Annotated in this window: 18 protein-coding genes; 3 read left to right on the forward strand and 15 right to left on the reverse strand. The window is 63.5% G+C overall.

Annotated elements, in window-relative coordinates; translation table 11 throughout:
- Nucleotides 1-120: 120 nt before the first annotated feature.
- Nucleotides 121-423 (reverse strand): CopM family metallochaperone, encoded by a 303-nt coding sequence (copM, locus tag EPA64_RS13625; RefSeq protein WP_425467043.1) that lies wholly within the window; start codon nt 421-423, stop codon nt 121-123.
- A gap of 116 nt (nt 424-539) precedes the next feature.
- The gene (locus EPA64_RS13630) at nt 540-734 is read right to left on the reverse strand and encodes a heavy-metal-associated domain-containing protein (protein WP_134726880.1); all 195 of its coding nucleotides are present in this window, start codon (nt 732-734) and stop codon (nt 540-542) included.
- A 160-nt stretch (nt 735-894) separates the two neighbouring features.
- Between EPA64_RS13630 and EPA64_RS13635 the strand changes: the two genes are divergently transcribed.
- Complete coding sequence (locus EPA64_RS13635) at nt 895-3,447, forward strand: heavy metal translocating P-type ATPase (protein ID WP_134726881.1); 2,553 nt, start codon at nt 895-897, stop codon at nt 3,445-3,447.
- A gap of 62 nt (nt 3,448-3,509) precedes the next feature.
- On the forward strand, nt 3,510-3,959 hold the full coding sequence (gene cueR, locus EPA64_RS13640) for a Cu(I)-responsive transcriptional regulator (protein ID WP_134726882.1): 450 nt from the start codon (nt 3,510-3,512) through the stop codon (nt 3,957-3,959).
- A 91-nt stretch (nt 3,960-4,050) separates the two neighbouring features.
- Here the strand turns inward: cueR and EPA64_RS13645 are convergent, their stop codons facing one another.
- Together EPA64_RS13645 and EPA64_RS13650 are read right to left on the reverse strand one after the other, a co-directional pair.
- Nucleotides 4,051-4,449 (reverse strand): metalloregulator ArsR/SmtB family transcription factor, encoded by a 399-nt coding sequence (locus EPA64_RS13645; protein WP_134726925.1) that lies wholly within the window; start codon nt 4,447-4,449, stop codon nt 4,051-4,053.
- 52 nt (nt 4,450-4,501) lie between these two features.
- On the reverse strand, nt 4,502-5,488 hold the full coding sequence (locus tag EPA64_RS13650) for a cation diffusion facilitator family transporter (RefSeq protein ID WP_134726883.1): 987 nt from the start codon (nt 5,486-5,488) through the stop codon (nt 4,502-4,504).
- 611 nt (nt 5,489-6,099) lie between these two features.
- Here EPA64_RS13650 and EPA64_RS13655 point away from each other — a divergent pair.
- Nucleotides 6,100-7,032: a LysR family transcriptional regulator gene (locus EPA64_RS13655; protein WP_134726884.1), complete on the forward strand. Its 933-nt coding sequence runs from the start codon at nt 6,100-6,102 to the stop codon at nt 7,030-7,032.
- A gap of 35 nt (nt 7,033-7,067) precedes the next feature.
- Here the strand turns inward: EPA64_RS13655 and EPA64_RS13660 are convergent, their stop codons facing one another.
- From EPA64_RS13660 to trbB, 11 genes are read right to left on the reverse strand one after another with little or no spacing between them, the layout of a single operon-like run.
- Nucleotides 7,068-7,346 (reverse strand): DUF2274 domain-containing protein, encoded by a 279-nt coding sequence (locus EPA64_RS13660; protein ID WP_134726885.1) that lies wholly within the window; start codon nt 7,344-7,346, stop codon nt 7,068-7,070.
- A gap of 2 nt (nt 7,347-7,348) precedes the next feature.
- Entirely contained in the window at nt 7,349-8,479 is a 1,131-nt protein-coding gene (locus EPA64_RS13665; RefSeq protein WP_134726886.1) for a TraB/TrbI/VirB10 family type IV secretion system protein, read from the reverse strand.
- Entirely contained in the window at nt 8,476-9,504 is a 1,029-nt protein-coding gene (trbG, locus tag EPA64_RS13670; RefSeq protein ID WP_134726887.1) for a P-type conjugative transfer protein TrbG, read from the reverse strand. The genes EPA64_RS13665 and trbG overlap by 4 nt, the downstream gene beginning before the upstream one ends.
- On the reverse strand, nt 9,501-10,190 hold the full coding sequence (gene trbF, locus EPA64_RS13675) for a conjugal transfer protein TrbF (protein WP_134726888.1): 690 nt from the start codon (nt 10,188-10,190) through the stop codon (nt 9,501-9,503). The genes trbG and trbF overlap by 4 nt, the downstream gene beginning before the upstream one ends.
- Entirely contained in the window at nt 10,187-11,545 is a 1,359-nt protein-coding gene (gene trbL / locus EPA64_RS13680) for a P-type conjugative transfer protein TrbL (protein WP_134726889.1), read from the reverse strand. Before trbL ends, trbF begins: the two co-directional genes overlap by 4 nt.
- 3 nt (nt 11,546-11,548) lie before the next feature.
- Nucleotides 11,549-11,839, reverse strand: coding sequence for a putative entry exclusion protein TrbK-alt (trbK-alt, locus tag EPA64_RS13685; RefSeq protein ID WP_134726890.1), 291 nt, complete (start codon nt 11,837-11,839; stop codon nt 11,549-11,551).
- Nucleotides 11,840-11,855: 16 nt separating this feature from the next.
- Nucleotides 11,856-12,623, reverse strand: a complete 768-nt coding sequence (gene trbJ, locus EPA64_RS13690; RefSeq protein WP_220443761.1) for a P-type conjugative transfer protein TrbJ — start codon at nt 12,621-12,623, stop codon at nt 11,856-11,858.
- A complete protein-coding gene (gene trbE / locus EPA64_RS13695) occupies nt 12,620-15,130 on the reverse strand; it encodes a conjugal transfer protein TrbE (protein ID WP_134726891.1) in 2,511 nt (836 codons plus the stop codon). The genes trbJ and trbE overlap by 4 nt, the downstream gene beginning before the upstream one ends.
- Nucleotides 15,131-15,141: 11 nt before the next feature.
- The gene (locus tag EPA64_RS13700; protein WP_116221359.1) at nt 15,142-15,423 is read right to left on the reverse strand and encodes a VirB3 family type IV secretion system protein; all 282 of its coding nucleotides are present in this window, start codon (nt 15,421-15,423) and stop codon (nt 15,142-15,144) included.
- A complete protein-coding gene (locus EPA64_RS13705; protein WP_116223339.1) occupies nt 15,423-15,752 on the reverse strand; it encodes a TrbC/VirB2 family type IV secretion system protein in 330 nt (109 codons plus the stop codon). The genes EPA64_RS13700 and EPA64_RS13705 overlap by 1 nt, the downstream gene beginning before the upstream one ends.
- The gene (gene trbB, locus EPA64_RS13710) at nt 15,749-16,699 is read right to left on the reverse strand and encodes a P-type conjugative transfer ATPase TrbB (RefSeq protein ID WP_425467044.1); all 951 of its coding nucleotides are present in this window, start codon (nt 16,697-16,699) and stop codon (nt 15,749-15,751) included. Before trbB ends, EPA64_RS13705 begins: the two co-directional genes overlap by 4 nt.
- Between the last annotated feature and the right edge of the window lie 268 nt (nt 16,700-16,967).

The following is a 16,967-nucleotide window of genomic DNA, read 5'->3' on the forward strand; positions in this document are numbered from 1 at the left end:
CAACGGTCGCGGCTGGCTTGATTTCAGCGTCTGTTTCGAACCTTGCTGGTCTTTGCGAACAGCCGCCGGCCGATAGCGCCGAGGCGCGGGATGTCGGTTGCTGAGCTCAGAAGCTCGAAGCTACTTTCCGCGCTCGGCAAGCCATTGTCTCATCATGGCGATCTCACCTTCCTGAGCGGCCATTACCTCTTCGGCGAGCCTGCGCACTTCGGGATCGGAACCATGTTCGAGGACGACGCGAGCCATGTCGATGGCGCCCTGATGGTGGGGGATCATGCCGCGCATGAAATCCACATCTGCATCGCCTGTGAACTCAATGCCCATATCGGCGTGCATCTTGTCGTTGGCCTCGGTGTAGGCGCGGATGATGGGATTGTCGGAGGGGGTGCTCGTGCCGTGCCCGGCATGCTGACTCTGGGTCATGGCTTCTCTTTGTCCTTGCTCGCCGATCTGCGATTGCGCGTAGGTGAGTCCACCCGCGACAATCACCGCGCCGGCGATAAATATGGGCGTGAGTTTGTTCATGGGTCCGTTGCCCGTCAGTTCACGGTCGCGGGATAGCCGGCCTCTTCGAGAACCTGCTGAAGGGCTGCCAGCGTTGCGGTCGTCTCGACCGTGACCGTGCGGGCATCCGGATTGGTGTCGATCCGGGCGTTCGGATCGACCGACTGGATCGCCTTGGTGACGGATTTGGCGCAGCCACCGCAGGTCATGTTTTCGATTCTGAGTTCCATGAGATTTCTCCTTGGTTGGGTCTCATGCCACTCAAGGTGGGGTTTCCAACGATGGGAAGGTCAAGGGGTCGGAATGATGTTTTTTGCTCTTGACCTTCCCATCGTTGGAAGGAGCATATGTGTGTCCGAACTCGAATTCTGAACCAGAAAGGAGGCGGCCATGAATGCGCCTGTTCGAGCTGCGGACACGACGAACGCGGCCATTTCCCTGCCTATCGAGGGGATGACCTGCGCATCCTGCGTAGGCCGTGTCGAGAGGGCTTTGAAGGCCGTGCCGGGCGTGGCCGNAGGCCGTGTCGAGAGGGCTTTGAAGGCCGTGCCGGGCGTGGCCGGCGCGACCGTGAACCTCGCGACCGAAAAGGCCAGCATCACGATGAGCGGCGCTGTCGATCGCGCGACCCTCGTCAAGGCTGTCGAGGATGTGGGCTATGAGGTTCCGGCAAGTTTCTCCACGCCAGCGGGAACTCCGCTTGAAGTGGCGATCGAAGGCATGACCTGCGCATCCTGCGTGGGGCGTGTCGAAAAGGCGCTCAACGCCGTGCCCGGCGTCACCAATGCCGTCGTGAACCTGGCGACTGAAAAGGCCACGGTTCAGGGCACAGCCGATGCGGCAGCCGTGGTGGCTGCCATCGAGAGCGCAGGCTACGACGCCAAAGTGATCGGCAACGCCAGCGACGATGCACCGGCGGAAGCGGACGAACGTGCCGAGAAGAAAGAGGCGGAACGCCGCGAACTGACCCGTGATTTCACCATCGCAGCGGTGCTGACGGTGCCGGTCTTCATCCTCGAGATGGGATCCCACGTCATACCGAGCGCCCATGAGTTGATCGCGTCGACCATCGGCATGCAGACGAACTGGTATATCCAGTTCGTGCTGACGACGATTGTCCTGTTCGTTCCTGGCATCCGCTTTTATGACAAGGGGCTCCCCGCGCTGTGGCGTCTTGGCCCCGACATGAACTCCCTGGTCGCGGTCGGCACGCTCGCAGCCTACGGCTATTCGCTGGTCGCGACCTTCGCGCCTGGGCTCCTGCCCGCCGGAACGGTGAACGTCTATTATGAAGCAGCCGCGGTCATCGTGACGCTGATTTTGCTCGGTCGGCTGCTGGAGGCTCGTGCCAAGGGCCGGACGTCCGAGGCGATCAAGCGGCTCGTCGGCCTTCAGGCCAAGACCGCGCGGGTGCGCAGGGACGGCAAGGCGCTTGATCTGCCGATCGATTCCGTCATGTCCGGCGACATCATCGAGGTTCGTCCGGGTGAGCGTGTCCCGGTGGACGGCGAGGTTGTCGAAGGCGAAAGCTATGTCGACGAGTCGATGATCACCGGCGAGCCGATTCCGGTCTCCAAGACCAATGGCAGCGAAGTGGTCGGCGGCACCGTCAACCAGAAGGGAGCCTTCGCGTTCCGCGCAACGGCTGTCGGCGGCAACACCGTGTTGTCGCAGATCATCCGCATGGTCGAGGAAGCGCAAGGATCGAAACTGCCGATTCAGGCGCTGGTCGACAAGGTGACGATGTGGTTCGTGCCGGCAGTTTTCGCTGTGGCCGCCGTGACTTTCGCTGCGTGGCTTTACTTCGGCCCATCGCCCGCGCTCACTTTCGCGCTGGTCAATGCCGTTGCAGTCCTGATCATTGCCTGCCCGTGCGCCATGGGTCTTGCGACGCCGACCTCGATCATGGTAGGCACCGGTCGCGGAGCTGAACTGGGCGTTCTGTTCCGTAAGGGCGAGGCGCTGCAACTGCTGAAAGATGCGAAGGTTGTCGCTGTCGACAAGACGGGGACGCTGACCGAAGGCAAGCCGGCCCTGACCGATCTAGAACTGGCGGACGGCTTTGAACGTGCGAACGTTCTGGGACTTGTCGCTGCTGTCGAGGCCAAGTCCGAACACCCGATCGCTCGTGCGATCGTCGATGCAGCCGCCGAGGAAAACATCTCCTTGCCGGCCGTGTCGAATTTCGAGTCGGTGACCGGCTTTGGCGTAAAGGCGATCGTCGATGGGACGCACGTCGAGATCGGTGCTGATCGCTACATGGTCGAGCTTGGCCATGATGTGGCGGCCTTTTCCGGGATTGCCGAGCGTCTTGGCAATCAAGGCAAGTCGCCTCTCTATGCCGCGATCGACGGCACGCTGGCGGCGATCATCGCCGTCGCCGACCCGATCAAGAAGACGACGCCCGCTGCGATCAAGGCCCTGCACGATCTTGGCCTCAAGGTCGCGATGATCACCGGCGACAATGCCCGCATGGCCAAGGCGATCGCGGCGCGTCTGGGGATCGACGAGGTGGTGGCGGAAGTGCTGCCGGACGGCAAGGTCGATGCGATCCGTCGCTTCAAGGCCGAGCACGGCAAGGTGGCGTTCGTCGGCGACGGCATCAACGACGCCCCGGCGCTGGCCGAGGCGGATGTGGGTCTTGCCATCGGCACTGGAACGGATGTTGCCATCGAGGCGGCCGACGTCGTGCTGATGTCCGGCAGCTTGCAGGGGGTGCCCAATGCGATCGCCCTGTCGAAGGTGACGATCGGCAACATCCGGCAGAACCTGTTCTGGGCGTTCGCCTACAACACCGCCCTGATCCCGGTTGCCGCCGGTGCGCTCTATCCAGTCTACGGCATCCTCTTGTCGCCGGTCTTCGCCGCCGGCGCCATGGCTCTGTCGAGTGTCTTCGTGCTCGGCAACGCCCTGCGATTGCGTACCTTCAAGGTGGCGAAATGACAAACCTCGGCAGTCGACCCCATATAGGGGCCGGCTGCCGATCCAGATTCGGGAGAACGTTCATGAACATCGGACAGGCATCGAAGGCATCGGGCGTTTCGGCCAAGATGATCCGCTACTACGAGCAGACCGGCCTTATTCCGGCCGCTGATCGCACGGCTTCGGGCTACCGCGATTATTCGGATACCGACATCCATATGCTGCGCTTCATCCGCCGCGCGCGTGACCTGGGTTTTTCGGTGGCCGAGATCGGCGATCTTCTCAGTCTGTGGCGCGACGAGTCCCGGCAGAGCGTCGAGGTGAAACGTCTTGCGCAAGGGCACATTGAAGATCTGGAAAAGAAGATCAGGGACCTCCAGGATATGGCCCACACACTCACCATGCTGGTCAACGCCTGTCATGGCGATCACCGCCCGCACTGCCCGATCCTGCAGGAACTGGAAAGCGATCCCGACGACGAGGACCTTTCGGTCCGACCTCGGCCCGGCGCAATCGGCCGGTCGTTGCAGTAAGCCTATAGCGGACTTTCGCGGGCCGTATCGGGATGAGCGGGGTTTTCTTCGTCCCCGCCAATGAAATGGCGTCGACGATGCTGTTTGGGGCTTATGTGCAATGTGCTGCCCTGCGGGTGGAGCGGCGACGCTCGATTGATCGCCCTGGGAGCGACGCACCCAATCGCTGCTCGATCACGCGTTGCATGATCGGCGCATCTTCCCTGACGTGGGTGAGCATGTCGAGCAGAACTTCACCTACATGCCTGTCGGCGACTTCATAGAATATTTGCCTCGAGCGTCGAACGTGCGTCACCAGCCGCGCGCCCCGAAGCAAACGCAGATGGTGGCTGACAAGCGACTGCGAAAGCTCGAGGGTCTGGGAGATATCGGTCACGGACTTCGGACCATCCTCGCAGTGCATCAGGATTTTCAGCCTGCTGGGATCACCCAGCAGGCGAAAGGTTTCAGCCAGGAAGTCGAGTTCCCGAGACGATGGGGCCTCTATCATATTCAACATTGGACCTTTTGGGCTGATCGAGTGAGCTATCGGGTCGAGACGATCAATGCGTATGCCCCGCGTGGGAGACGCCCGCCTTGCCAGGCTCGTCCAGGCTGCAATCGGCGTCGCCCTCCCAATCGATACCGATGGTTGGGTGCTCGATATTGAACTTCGTCTTCAGTTCGTGCCCCACCTGCCTGACGACTTCACGAAGATCGACCCCGTCCATCGGCTGCACCTGTAGCGTTGCGAGCACGCGACCGGACGTCAGCGACCAGACATGGATATGGCTGACCTTCTGAAGGCCCCGGACGGTCTTGCGAAGATGGTCGGAGATCTCTGCGCTGCTGGCGTTGTCGGGCGCTCCTTCGAGAAGGATATGGAGCGTGTTCTTGAGCAGCTTCCAGGCGCTGCGCAGGATCAACAGGGAGACGAATACCGACAGGATTGGATCGATCGGCGTCCAGTCGGTGAACCAGATCACGACCGCCGCGACGATGGCGCCGACGGACCCAAGCAGGTCACCCATGACGTGCAGGACAGCACCCTTGACGTTGACATGGTCAGTGTCCCCGCGCGTCAGGTACCAAAGCACAAAGAGGTTCACCAGCATCCCGATGAGAGCCACGACGAACATTGATCCGGCAAGGACAGGATGAGGCTCCTGAAAGCGCTGGATCGCTTCATAGAGAATCCAGCCGACGATGCCGAAGAGCGTGAGTGCATTGACCAGACCCGCGATAACTTCGAAGCGAGCATAGCCGAAGGTGCGCTGGCCATCGGCGGCTCGCCTGCCGAGCCGGAAGGCAACATAGGCAAGACCGAGTGCGATCGCGTCGGTCAGCATATGTCCGGCGTCCGCCAGCAGCGCGAGCGAGCCGGAGATCACGCCTCCAACGGCCTCGACCACCATGAAGGTGAAAATGATGAAGAAGGAGATGAGTATCTTACGCTCATTGTCCTTCGTCACGGTGGGAACATGAGAATGATCGTGGTCATGACCGTCACCATGATGATGGTCGCTGTGAGAGTGTGAAGGGTCAGCCATAGCTTGCTCCGTTTCATATCAGTTATACAATTGAATAGTTGTTCATGTGACGACTTGTCAACCGACTGTCGCAGGAAAAGTTGCGTGTTCGCGCGCGAGGCACGATCCATCTCCGAAAGACGCTTAGATCCCACGAGCAGGGCATCGAGGGGCCAGCGTTGAGGACCTTGTTTTAGGTGTCAGGATTCAACCGAGGTCGGCAATGCACCTTGGACTAGGTTCAGAAATCAGAACGATCCAGCCTTCCTAGCGTCGATCAGCCCGCGTATGGCGCCTTCCATCTCGGCAAGAACTGCGGGATGATCAGAAACTCTTGCTTGACCCCGCCACCGTTGCAAGCCGCAAACTTCCATGGGAACGAAAGTGCGTCCGCTGCCCGCCGTGATGGCATCTAGGGCAGCTTGCGCGGGGACGGGCTGTCATCCACATGCGGGCCAAGTCGACAAATCACCAATTATTGAACAATTGTTTATGTGATCATGTGTTATATCTTTGTGACGAACGGTCACGGAAAGGAAATGTCTGCTTTAACGCGTGAACGGCTCGATCATCGACAAGGGGATATTCGGCTTGCCTATGATCCTAAAGCACAAGCTTGAAACGGGGGCCTCATGAACAATGAACCCGCACCTGTCCACGATGCTATCGAGCTTCGCCACCTCCGCTATTTCATAGCTGCCGCCGAGCATGGCAGCTTCCGCAAGGCTGGAACCTCTCTGGGGTTGTCACAATCGGCAATCAGCCGTTGCATCGCCGATCTTGAAGACAGGATTGGTGCCTCATTGTTTCACCGGCACACATGGGGCGTATCGCAGACCTATGCAGGGCGACGTTTCCTTCATCGCGCGCGCAAGGCTATCAGAATGATTGGCGATGGCGTTCACGACGTTGCTTCTGCCGGCCGATCTGAAGAGGGGAGGCTCCGAATCGGCATTTACTCTTCGCTTGCCTCGGGATTTCTCTCTGAGTTGCTCAGGACCTACGGCAGGCGTTACGAGAACATCAGGATCGTGATGGTCGATGGTAATCCCGCCGAGCATGTCGCGGCGATCCGGCAATTGAAACTTGACGTCGCCTTCATCACGGGAACGCGGGAGTGGGAGGATTGCGAACGCACGCCCCTGTGGTCGGAGCGTGTGTTTGCTGTGTTGCCCGAAAGCCATGCGCTTACTGGCCGGGAAGAGCTGAGATGCAGTGATATAGCCGGTGAAAGCTTCATTGTAACCGAGGCAGCCCCTGGTCAGGAGATTGCCGATCACCTGGTGCGGCGGCTCGCAGATCTTGGTCGGCACCCAGAGATCCAAGTCCAGTATGTCAGCCGTGACAACCTTGTGCCACTCGTTGCGCTCGGGCGAGGTCTGACTTTGGTTAGCGAGGCAATGACCGTTGCACGGTTTCCCGGGGTAGCCTATAGGCCGATCCCCGGCGAGGTTTTGCCCTTTTCGGCGGTATGGTCCGCCCGCAATGATAATCCGGCGTTCCGGCGATTGCTCAGCCTGGCAAAGGCGATGGCACTGCAGAACAGCCGAAACTCGAACAATTGAGGCCTGCGTAGGGGATGCGCGGCGCAGCCATCTGGTCAGTTTCCTTGCTTTATGGAGCCATCCTTGTTTGGGTCGTCTGAAGCGATCGAAGCACGATGATTGTCTCGTCGTGCCTTGGCAAAACCACGATCCGTGGCGATGAACCGCTCCAGCATCGGCACAATAAGCTTGATGGGATCGGTCAGGTGCTGGCCCGTCTCACGGGCCAGCACCTCGGCATAGACGATTAGATCGCGGTGAAGCGGGCCCGGCAGCTCTACCGTGACCTTGACCGGCTTGTCCTCAACGATGGGACCGAGTTTCAGTTTCGACATGGTCAACCTCCTGCGGGCTCGAATACTAAATCGCGGGAGACGATCACCCTGACCGGGAAACCGGGGCGGATGGTCAGCGTCGGCGCGACCTGCAATTGGCGTTGCACAATCTGCTGGCCGGCCTGATTGACGGTATCCTGCGCCCCGTCACGGATGGCGCGGATCAGCCGGTCCTCGTCGCTTGTCGCCAGCTCCGTGCCGACTGCGAGCAGCGTGGACAGCCCTGCGGCCTTCATCAGATCCCACCAATGATAATCGACGCCATCCTCAAGGCCGGCATAGCCGCTGGCGTCCGCGCCCGGCAGGCGCTCCAGAACGATGGAGCGGCCGCCCGGTAGAATGAGGCGGTTCCAGACCAGCAACACGCGGCGCTGGCCGAAGGTCACGCCGTCATCGTATTGGCCGATGATGCGAGTGCCTTGCGGGATCAGCAGCAGCGAGCCGGTCGGGCTGTCATAGACGTTCTCGGTGACTTGCGCCGTGATCTGCCCCGGTAGGTCGGAGCGGATGCCGGTGATGAGCGCGGCCGGGATCACGGCTCCGGCCTGAAGGATATAGGGTGATGGCGGCTGCGTGACGCGATCCGGCGCGACGGTTTGGCGGTCCACCGGCCCGTTCAGGAAGGCGGCATGCCGATTCTGCTCGGCTGCGTCCTGTTGCTGTCCGCCGAGTCCGGCCAGGCCGGGCATGGCTGTTCCCGCTGTCCCGCCGGAACGCGGCCCGGACTGGAAGAACACGTCGCTGAGCCGCGCGGCCTCTTCCTCGGCGCGGCGGCGTTCCTCTTCGGGATCGACGGCGGGCGTCGTGATGGCGGGCGTTGCGACCGGCTGGCCCCGGTTCTGCGCTTCGAGGATCGGACGGCCGAGGTCGCCGGGCAATGCCGGCCCCAGGACGGGACCGCTATAGTCGCGAGGCAGCCCGGCCAGACCGTCCGCCGTGGGGCGGTTCTCGGTCGAGTAAAGTTCTTCGCCGCCCGATCCCATGTCACGAGTCTGGAGCGCATAGATCAGCGCGCCACCGATGCCGAGAAGTGCTGCGGCCCCGACGCCAGCCAGCACCTTGCGGGACAGCCGGGTGACGCGGGGCGGCTCGGCGCGCAGCCGCATGGACGCGGCGGTATCGGATTCACTCATAAGGGCGATCCTCCCGTGGTGGTGCGGGCCGGCTGGGCTGCGGCCTGCGTTTGCTCCATACGAACGATCCTGACCACCTGCTGGCGATCGCCGCTGCCAAGGCGCAGTTCGGCCGCGCCGAACAGACGATCCACGATCAGGACATTTTGATGGACTCGGCTGTTGACGATCTGCGTTTCTCCGTCCGGCCCGATGACGAACAGAGGCGGCATTTCGCCCTGCACGATGCCGCGCGGGAACACTACGAAAACCCGGCGGCCGTCGTCGAAGACGGAAACCGGCCGCCACGGTGGACTGTCGCCCCGCACCTGCAATCCGTAGCGATAGTTTCGGGCCGCCTCGGCCGGAATGATGGGCGCGGCGGGCGTGGTGACGCGGCTCCCTGCCGGCGGCGCGGGATAGGCCCATGAGACGGAGGGCATGTAGAGCGCTTCCCGCGCGCGCAGCTCGATCATGTAGGTGCGCCGGTCGGTGGTGACGACAAGGTTGGTGGAAATGTCCGGGCGCGTCGGCTTCACGAGGATATGGACGCGACGGTTCGTGCCCGATCCACTTTCGGTATCGCCGATGATCCAGGGGGTCGTATCGCCAGCGGCAATCGGTCCCGCGCCGGTTAGGCTTTCGCCCGGCTCCAGCGTGATATTGGTGATCTGCCCCGGCGCGGCATAGACCTGATAGAGCGCGCCTTCCGACCACGGATAAATCTGGATGGCGTTATAGTAGCCTTCGCGGCGCGGCTCGACACGGGCGGCGGCATTGGCGTTCTGCACGCGGCCGTCCGGCGTGCCGGCGGCAGTGCCGCCTCGTGCCACCGTCCAGGCTGGAGGTATATGCAGCGGACGGGGCCTATTGTCGGTCACGGCGACCTGCGCGGTGGGTAGCGGCGGCACGTCGGAATCGTAGCTGAACTGCGGCGTCCTGTTGGTGGCGCAGCCCGCCAACATGGTGGCGGAAAGCAGCAAAGCCGCGAGCGCGGGTTTACGGAAAGCCGAAAACACGACTATACGGAAAGACGTGGCGGTCATTGGCTCATCTCCCGCGACCAGTTGATCGCGTTGACGTAAATTCCAAGAGGGTTGGCGCGCAGACGCTCGGCATCGCGTGGGGTCTGGATCACGATGGTCAGGATGGCGGTCCACCGTTCCGTGGTGGAAAGCTGCCCGTTCTCATAGTGGCGTTCGGTCCAGGCGACGCGGAAGCTGTCCGGAGAAGCCCGGATGACGGATGACACTTCGACGGCAACCTGTTGGCGGCCGACCTTGGTGAAAGGGTCGTTGCTCCGCGCGTAATCGTTCAAGGCGGCCGCGCCGCGATCCGTCGTCCACTCATAGGCACGAAGCCAGTTCTGGCGGACGATGATCGCGTCGGACGGGATCGCGCGCACCTGCTCGATGAAGCGGCCGAGATGGAAGGCGATCTGCGGATCGGTCGGGCGATAGTCGGCAACGGCCGCCGCTACGGTCTGCGCCTGGCCGAGATTATCGACCTGCACCACCCATGGCACCACAGTTCCGCGCGCCGATTGCCAGACAAGGGCAGCGGCAAAACCGACCGAGAGGATCAGGCTACCGAACGCCATATAGCGCCAGTTCTTCGCCTGCACGCGGGCGGAACCAATGCGTTCATCCCAGACCTGCGCGGCCTTCTGGTAGGACGTCTCGGGCTGCGGGGTTTTTCCGTAATGGGTTGTCGGTCGTTTGAAGAGATTCATGTGCGGTCACTTTCGGAAAGGCTGACGGATGAGCCGGGGCCATGGCTGTCGCCGGAACGCACCGCATGGGCTGCGGCCGTGACGCCGTGACCGATGGCTCGGCTGCGGCGCATCTGCTGTGCCCAGGCTGGCGGACCCTCGGTGGTGGGAGGAGTGGGCGGCTCGGGCGACGGGTTTCCGCCGACGGTGCCCATCGAGGAGCTGCCACCTGAGGCTCTGAACCCACCACGGACGCCGTCCGCATAGCTGGATTTCATGGTGTCGGCGAAGCGTGATGCGGTGCGCTTCAGGGGCGAGATGGTCGCCGCAGCGCCGGCACGACCCACGCCGCCCAGGCCGGAAGCGACACCAGCCGCACCGGATGCGCCCATGGAGCCAAGTGTATAGGCCGACGACGCAGCCCCGGCGGCCGCAGCACCACCGCGCCCGAGCGCGGTGCCCCCAGACAGGGCAGCGGCTCCGCCACGCGCGGCGAGCATGGTCGCGCCTCCGGCTGCCACAGCGGCACCACCAACGGCGAGTCCGGTGCCGACGACAGCGCCAGCGCCAAGCTGCGGACCACCGGAGACGAGACCCGTGGCGATGCCCGGGCCGAAGATGCCGAGGCCGAGCAGGGACAGCGCGGCCAGCACGATCGCCATGGCGTCGTCGATGGTGGGGGTCGCTCCGCCGAAGCCCGCGGTGAACTGGCTGAACAGCGTCGAGCCGATGCCGATGATCACGGCGAGAACCAGCACCTTGATGCCGCTGGAAATCACATTGCCCAGCACCCGCTCGGCCATGAAGGCACTCTTTCCCCAAAGCCCGAACGGAATAAGGACAAAGCCGGCGAGCGTGGTCAGCTTGAACTCGATCAGGGTGACGAAGAGCTGGATCGCCAGGATGAAGAAGGCGAGGATGACCAGCGCCCAGGCGAAGAAGAGGCAGAGGATCTGCACCAGATTCTCGAAGACCGCGACCCAGCCCATCAGGTCGGAGATGGATTCCAATAGCGGCCGCCCGGCATCGAGCCCGGTCTGGGCGACGCGGCCGGGGCGCAGGAGATCGGCGACGGAGAAGCCGGTGCCCGAGGCCATCAGGCCCAGCCCGGCGAAGCTCTCGAAGACGATCCGGGCAAGATTGTTCCAGTTCGAGATGATGTAGGCGAATACGCCGACGAAGAGCGTCTTTTTCACCAGCCGGGCCAGCACATCGTCATCGGCACCCCAGGCCCAGAAGAGCGCGGCCAGGGTGACGTCGATCACGATCAGGGTGGTGGCGATGAAGGCGACCTCGCCGCCGAGCAGGCCAAAACCGCTGTCGATGTAGCTGGTGAAGATGCCGAGAAAATTGTCGATGACCCCCGTTCCGCCCATGGCTCATCGCCCTCCAATCGGTGCTGGTGTTGCCGGTGCCGGTGTCCGGCCGAGGAAGCGGTCGCGGGTCTCGGCCCAGATATGCAGGCATTCGGCGTCGTTGGCCGCAGCTTCCCCCAATCGTTGGCAACGGTGCTGCCCCTCGCGTAACGGATCGGTCGGCGGCTGGAGGGAAGGTGCGGAAGGTGCGGGCGCGGTGGAGACGTCCTCGCGGGTCATCTCGATAACGGTCGCCGTGATGGCTACGGCGACGAACACGATGGCCGCGATCCGGGCCAGCACCTTCCCTTCCATGGCCTCCCTCCTTTCCTCAGTTGAACATCTGCGCGTTGCCGGGCTGGTAGCCGGACCCCGGCATCAGGAACCGTTGGCGCTGGATGCGCCCTTGCTCGGCTGCGGTCGCACGCTCCGCCTCGGACAGGGCATCGGCCCGGCCATTGGCCGAAATCACTGCGATCAGGTCGGAGAGCTGCTGCGATTGCAGGGCGAGGAGCTGGTTGCCGGCCTGGGTCGCTTGAAGCGCCCCGGTGGCGCCCTGGCTTTCGCCGACGAGCGTGGCCATCTCCGCGCGGTTGGTGTCGATATTGCCGACGACACCGGCCTGAACGCGCATGGCGTCCTGCAGGCCGCCGACGGTGTTTTCCCAACGCGAACGTGCGTCGGCGACCAGTTGGGCGTCGGTCGACGAGAGCGCAACATTGCCATATTGGCTCTGGAACGCCTGGTCGATCTGGCCGACCTCGAACGCGAGATTCTGCGCCTGACCGAGAAGCTGCTGGGTGCGCTGGACGTTCTGCTGAAGCGCCTGAAGCGAACTGTGGGGCAGGCTCGCGAGATTGCGGGCCTGGTTGATCAGCATCTGCGCCTCGTTCTGGAGGCTGGTGATCTGATTGTTGATCTGTTCCAGCGTGCGCGCCGCCGTCAGCACGTTCTGCGCGTAGTTGGACGGATCATAGACGATGCGCCAGGCATGGGCCGGGCTCGTCAGCATGGGGGTGAGCGTGATGGGAAAGGCCAGCGTCAGCGCGAGCATGGAGGCGCTGGCCATCCGGGACATCCGGGGCATCGTCCGCGTCATGGGGTAATCTCCTCTTCTTCCAGGGTGAACTCGAACTCGTCCTCGGCGAGAATGAGGGGCGACAGGTCTTCGTCGTCGGTCGTCAGATTGCTCAGGTCGGGGATCAGCTCGGCCGCCCATTCGACGCCGCGCGCCCTCAGCCATGCGGCGAGGAATCCGTCGCGGCCATGCTCAGCGACTATCCCGCCGATCAGCGCCTGGTCGGATTTGGCGGATGCGGCGCAGAGGGCGAGGCCGACTTCGCTGAGCCCCAGTTCGAACAGGCGATTGCCCCTGCGGCTTTGGCAATAATAGTCCCGCTTCGGCGTCGCCCGCGCGAGGATCTCGATCTGCCGGTCGTTGAGGCCGAAGCGGCGATAGATCGCGGTGATCTGCGGCTCCACGGCGCGCTCGTTCGGCAGCAGCAACCGGGTCGGGCAGGACTCGATGATCGCCGGCGCGATAGCTGAATTGTCGATGTCGCTGAGCGATTGCGTGGCGAAGATCACGCTGGCGTTCTTTTTCCTCAGCGTCTTCAGCCATTCGCGAAGCTGTTCGGCGAAGGCATCGTCGTCCAGCGCCAGCCAGCCCTCGTCGATGATCAGCAGCGTCGGGCGCCCGTCGAGCCGGTCGCCGATGCGATGGAACAGGTAGGACAGGACGGCTGGGGCCGCGCCGGTCCCGACCAACCCCTCGATCTCGAAGGCCTGCACATCGGCCGCGCCCAGTTGCTCCGCTTCGGCGTCCAGAAGGCGGCCATAAGGGCCACCGACGCAATAGGGCCGCAGCGCCTGCTTCAGATCATTGGATTGCAGCAGCACCGCAAGACCGGTAATGGTCCGCTCCCCGACCGGCGCCGAGGCTAGCGAGGTCAGCGCGGTCCAGATATGTTCCTTCACCTCGGGCGTGATCTCGACGGTCTCGCGCCGCAGGATGCCGACGATCCAGTCGGCGGCCCAGGCGCGTTCCGCCGTCTCGTGGATACGGGCCAGTGGCTGCAGCGAAACCGACGTCTCGGCTGCCTCGGTCAGTTCGCCGCCGAGATCATGCCAGTCGCCACCCATCGCCAGAGCGGCCGCGCGGATCGAGCCGCCGAAATCGAAGGCGAAGACCTGTGAGCGCGGATAGCGCCGGAATTGCAGCGCCATGAGCGCCAGCAGCACCGACTTGCCCGCGCCGGTCGGCCCGACGACCAGCGTATGTCCGACATCGCCGACATGAAGAGAAAACCGGAACGGGGTCGATCCTTCGGTCCTGCCGTAGAGCAGCGGGGGTGCGCCGAAGTGATCGTCCCGTTCCGGCCCCGCCCACACCGCCGAAAGCGGGATCATATGGGCGAGATTCAACGTGCTGATGGGCGGTTGCCGGACATTGGCATAGGCATGGCCGGGCAGGCTGCCGAGCCAGGCATCGACGGCATTTACCGTCTCGACCATGACGCTGAAATCGCGGGACTGGATGATTTTCTCGACCAGGCGCAGCTTCTCGTCGGCAAGGCGTGGGTCGGCATCCCAGACGGTGACGGTCGCGGTGACATAGGCCAGCCCCGCGACATCGGCGCCAAGCTCCTGCAAGGCCATGTCCGCGTCGGCGGCCTTATTGGCAGCGTCGGTATCGACCAAAACGGATGGCTCGTTGGTCATCACCTCCTTGAGGATGGCGGCGATGCTTTTCCGCTTTGCGAACCATTGCCGCCTGATCTTCGTCAGCAGCCGCGTCGCGTCGGTCTTGTCCATCAGGATCGCGCGCGTGGACCATCGATAGGGAAAGGCAAGCCGGTTCATCTCATCGAGCAGGCCCGGGGTGGTGGCGCCCGGAAAGCCCGTGATGGTCAGCACCCGCAAGTGATGATTGCCGAGGCGCGGCTCCAACCCTCCGGTCAGAGGCTGATCGGCCAGCAGCGCATCCAGATAGATCGGCGTCTCCGGCACAGCGACGCGATGACGGTTGGTTGAGATCGTCGAATGCAGGTAGGTCAGGGTCTCGCCGTCATCGAGCCAGCGGCACTCCGGCATAAAGCCGTCGAGCAGCGCCAGCACCCGGTCGGTGCGATCGGCAAATCCGCGAGCCAGTTCCCAAGGATTCACGCCCGAGGTCTCGCGACCCTCGTAGAGCCAGGATTCGGAGCGCGCCGCATCTTCGGCGGGCGGCAGCCAGAGGAAGGTCAGGAAATAGCCTGAGACGAAATGGCTGCCTTCTTCCTCGAAATCGGCCTTGCGTTCGGCGTCGACCAGCGCCGCGGCCGGATCGGGGAAGCGGCTCGCTGGATAGGTTGCGGCCTCCGAGCGCTGCGCCTCGACGAAGATCGCCCATCCGGAGCCGAGCCGGCGAAAAGCGTTGTTCAACCGTCCGGCGACGGCGACCAGTTCGGCCGCGACCGCGGAATCCAGATCGGGACCGCGAAACCGCGCGGTCCTCTGGAAGCTGCCGTCCTTATTCAGGACGATCCCGCCGCCGACCAGTGCCACCCACGGCAGGTAGTCGGCAAGGCGGGAGGCAGTGCGACGATATTCGGCAAGGTTCATCATGGCTCTCGTCCTCACACCGCGAGATGGCCGGGCAAGCGCAGATGGCGGCGCGCAACCTCGACGAAGAACGGATCGCGTTTCGCCGCCCAGACCGCCGCGATATGGCCGACGGCCCAGATCAGGATGCCGGCGAACCAGAGTTGCAGGCCAAGGCCGACCGCCCCGGCCAGCGTGCCGTTTAGGATCGCGACGCTGCGGGGTGCTCCGCCGAGCAGGATCGGCTCGGTCAGGGCACGGTGAACCGGCACGCTGAAGCCCGGCACTGTGTCGAGCGCCTCGAAACTCGCGGCCATCAGACCAGCGCCCCGCCGCCGAAGCTGAAGAAGGACAGGAAGAAGCTCGAGGCGGCGAAGGCGATGGAGATGCCGAAGACGATCTGGATCAGGCGACGGAAACCGCCGCCGGTATCGCCGAAGGCCAGGGTGAGGCCGGTGACGATGATGATGATCACGGCCACGATTTTCGCCACCGGCCCTTCAACGGATTCGAGAATGGATTGAAGGGGCGCCTCCCAGGGCATGGAGGAGCCCGAGGCCCATGCGGGGGCAGTCATCAAGCTCACCCAGGCGAAGGCGGCGGCGGTTGCGACGTGACGGCGGATACGAAAGGCGCGACGGATCATGCGGGGTCTCCAGTGTTGTGAGTGGTGTCGGGTTCTGAAAAGGCGGGGGAAATCCGGTAGTCGCCGTCCGGCCCCAGTCCTTCGACGCGGGCGAGTTCGGCCAGCCGACGCGCGGAGCCGCGACCGGCAAGGACGGCAACGAGGTCGATGGTCTCCGCGATCATGGCGCGCGGGACGGTGACGACGGCTTCCTGTATGAGTTGCTCGAGCCGGCGCAGCGCACCGATCCCGGACCCGGCGTGGATGGTGCCGATGCCGCCGGGATGGCCGGTGCCCCAGGCTTTGAGCAGGTCGAGCGCCTCGGCGCCGCGCACTTCACCGATCGGGATACGATCCGGACGCAAGCGCAGGGACGACCGCACCAGTTCCGAGAGGGTGGCAACGCCGTCTTTGGTTCGCATGGCGACCAGGTTGGGCGCGGCGCATTGCAGCTCGCGGGTGTCCTCGATGATGACGACGCGGTCCTGCGTCTTCGCCACCTCGGCCAGCAGCGCATTGGTCAAGGTCGTCTTGCCGGTCGAGGTGCCGCCCGCAACGAGGATATTGGCGCGGGCGGCAACTGCCGCGCGCAGCGTCGCGGCCTGATCGGCGGACATGATGCCGGCCGCCACATAGTCGTTGAGGCTAAACACTGCGATGGCGGGTTTACGGATCGCGAAGGCGGGCGCAGCGACGACGGGCGGTAACAGGCCCTCGAACCGCTCACCCGTTTCCGGCAATTCAGCCGAGACCCGCGGGCTGCGGGCATGAACTTCGACGCCGACATGATGGGCAACCAGGCGCACGATGCGCTCGCCATCGGCGGCAGACAGCACCTCGCCGGTATCGGCCAATCCGGTGGACAGACGGTCCACCCAGATCCGGCCATCGGGATTGAGCATCACCTCGACGACGGAGGGGTCTTGCAACAGGGTTGAGATGGCAGGCCCGAGCGCCGTCCGGAGCATGCGCGCGCCTCGGTCCACCGTTGCCTGTTTGTGGTTGATGCCTGCCATCTCGTCCCCCGTTCCACCGGGGAGGCAAGTGATGATCCCCGGATGGGGATGACTAAAAGAGGCCCAAAAGGCGTCGATTCAACAAGTTTCGGTCGTCGTAGTATTGTGGGATAAAAATACAGGAGAACGGCGGTAGTTACGCCTCGGCCCGAGTAGTGCAAGTAAACAACCGCGACAGGAAAGTGATTCGATTTAACGGAACGGCCGGGCACCTATGCGG

This window comes from Paracoccus luteus (genome assembly GCF_004522155.1).
Lineage (GTDB): Bacteria > Pseudomonadota > Alphaproteobacteria > Rhodobacterales > Rhodobacteraceae > Paracoccus > Paracoccus luteus.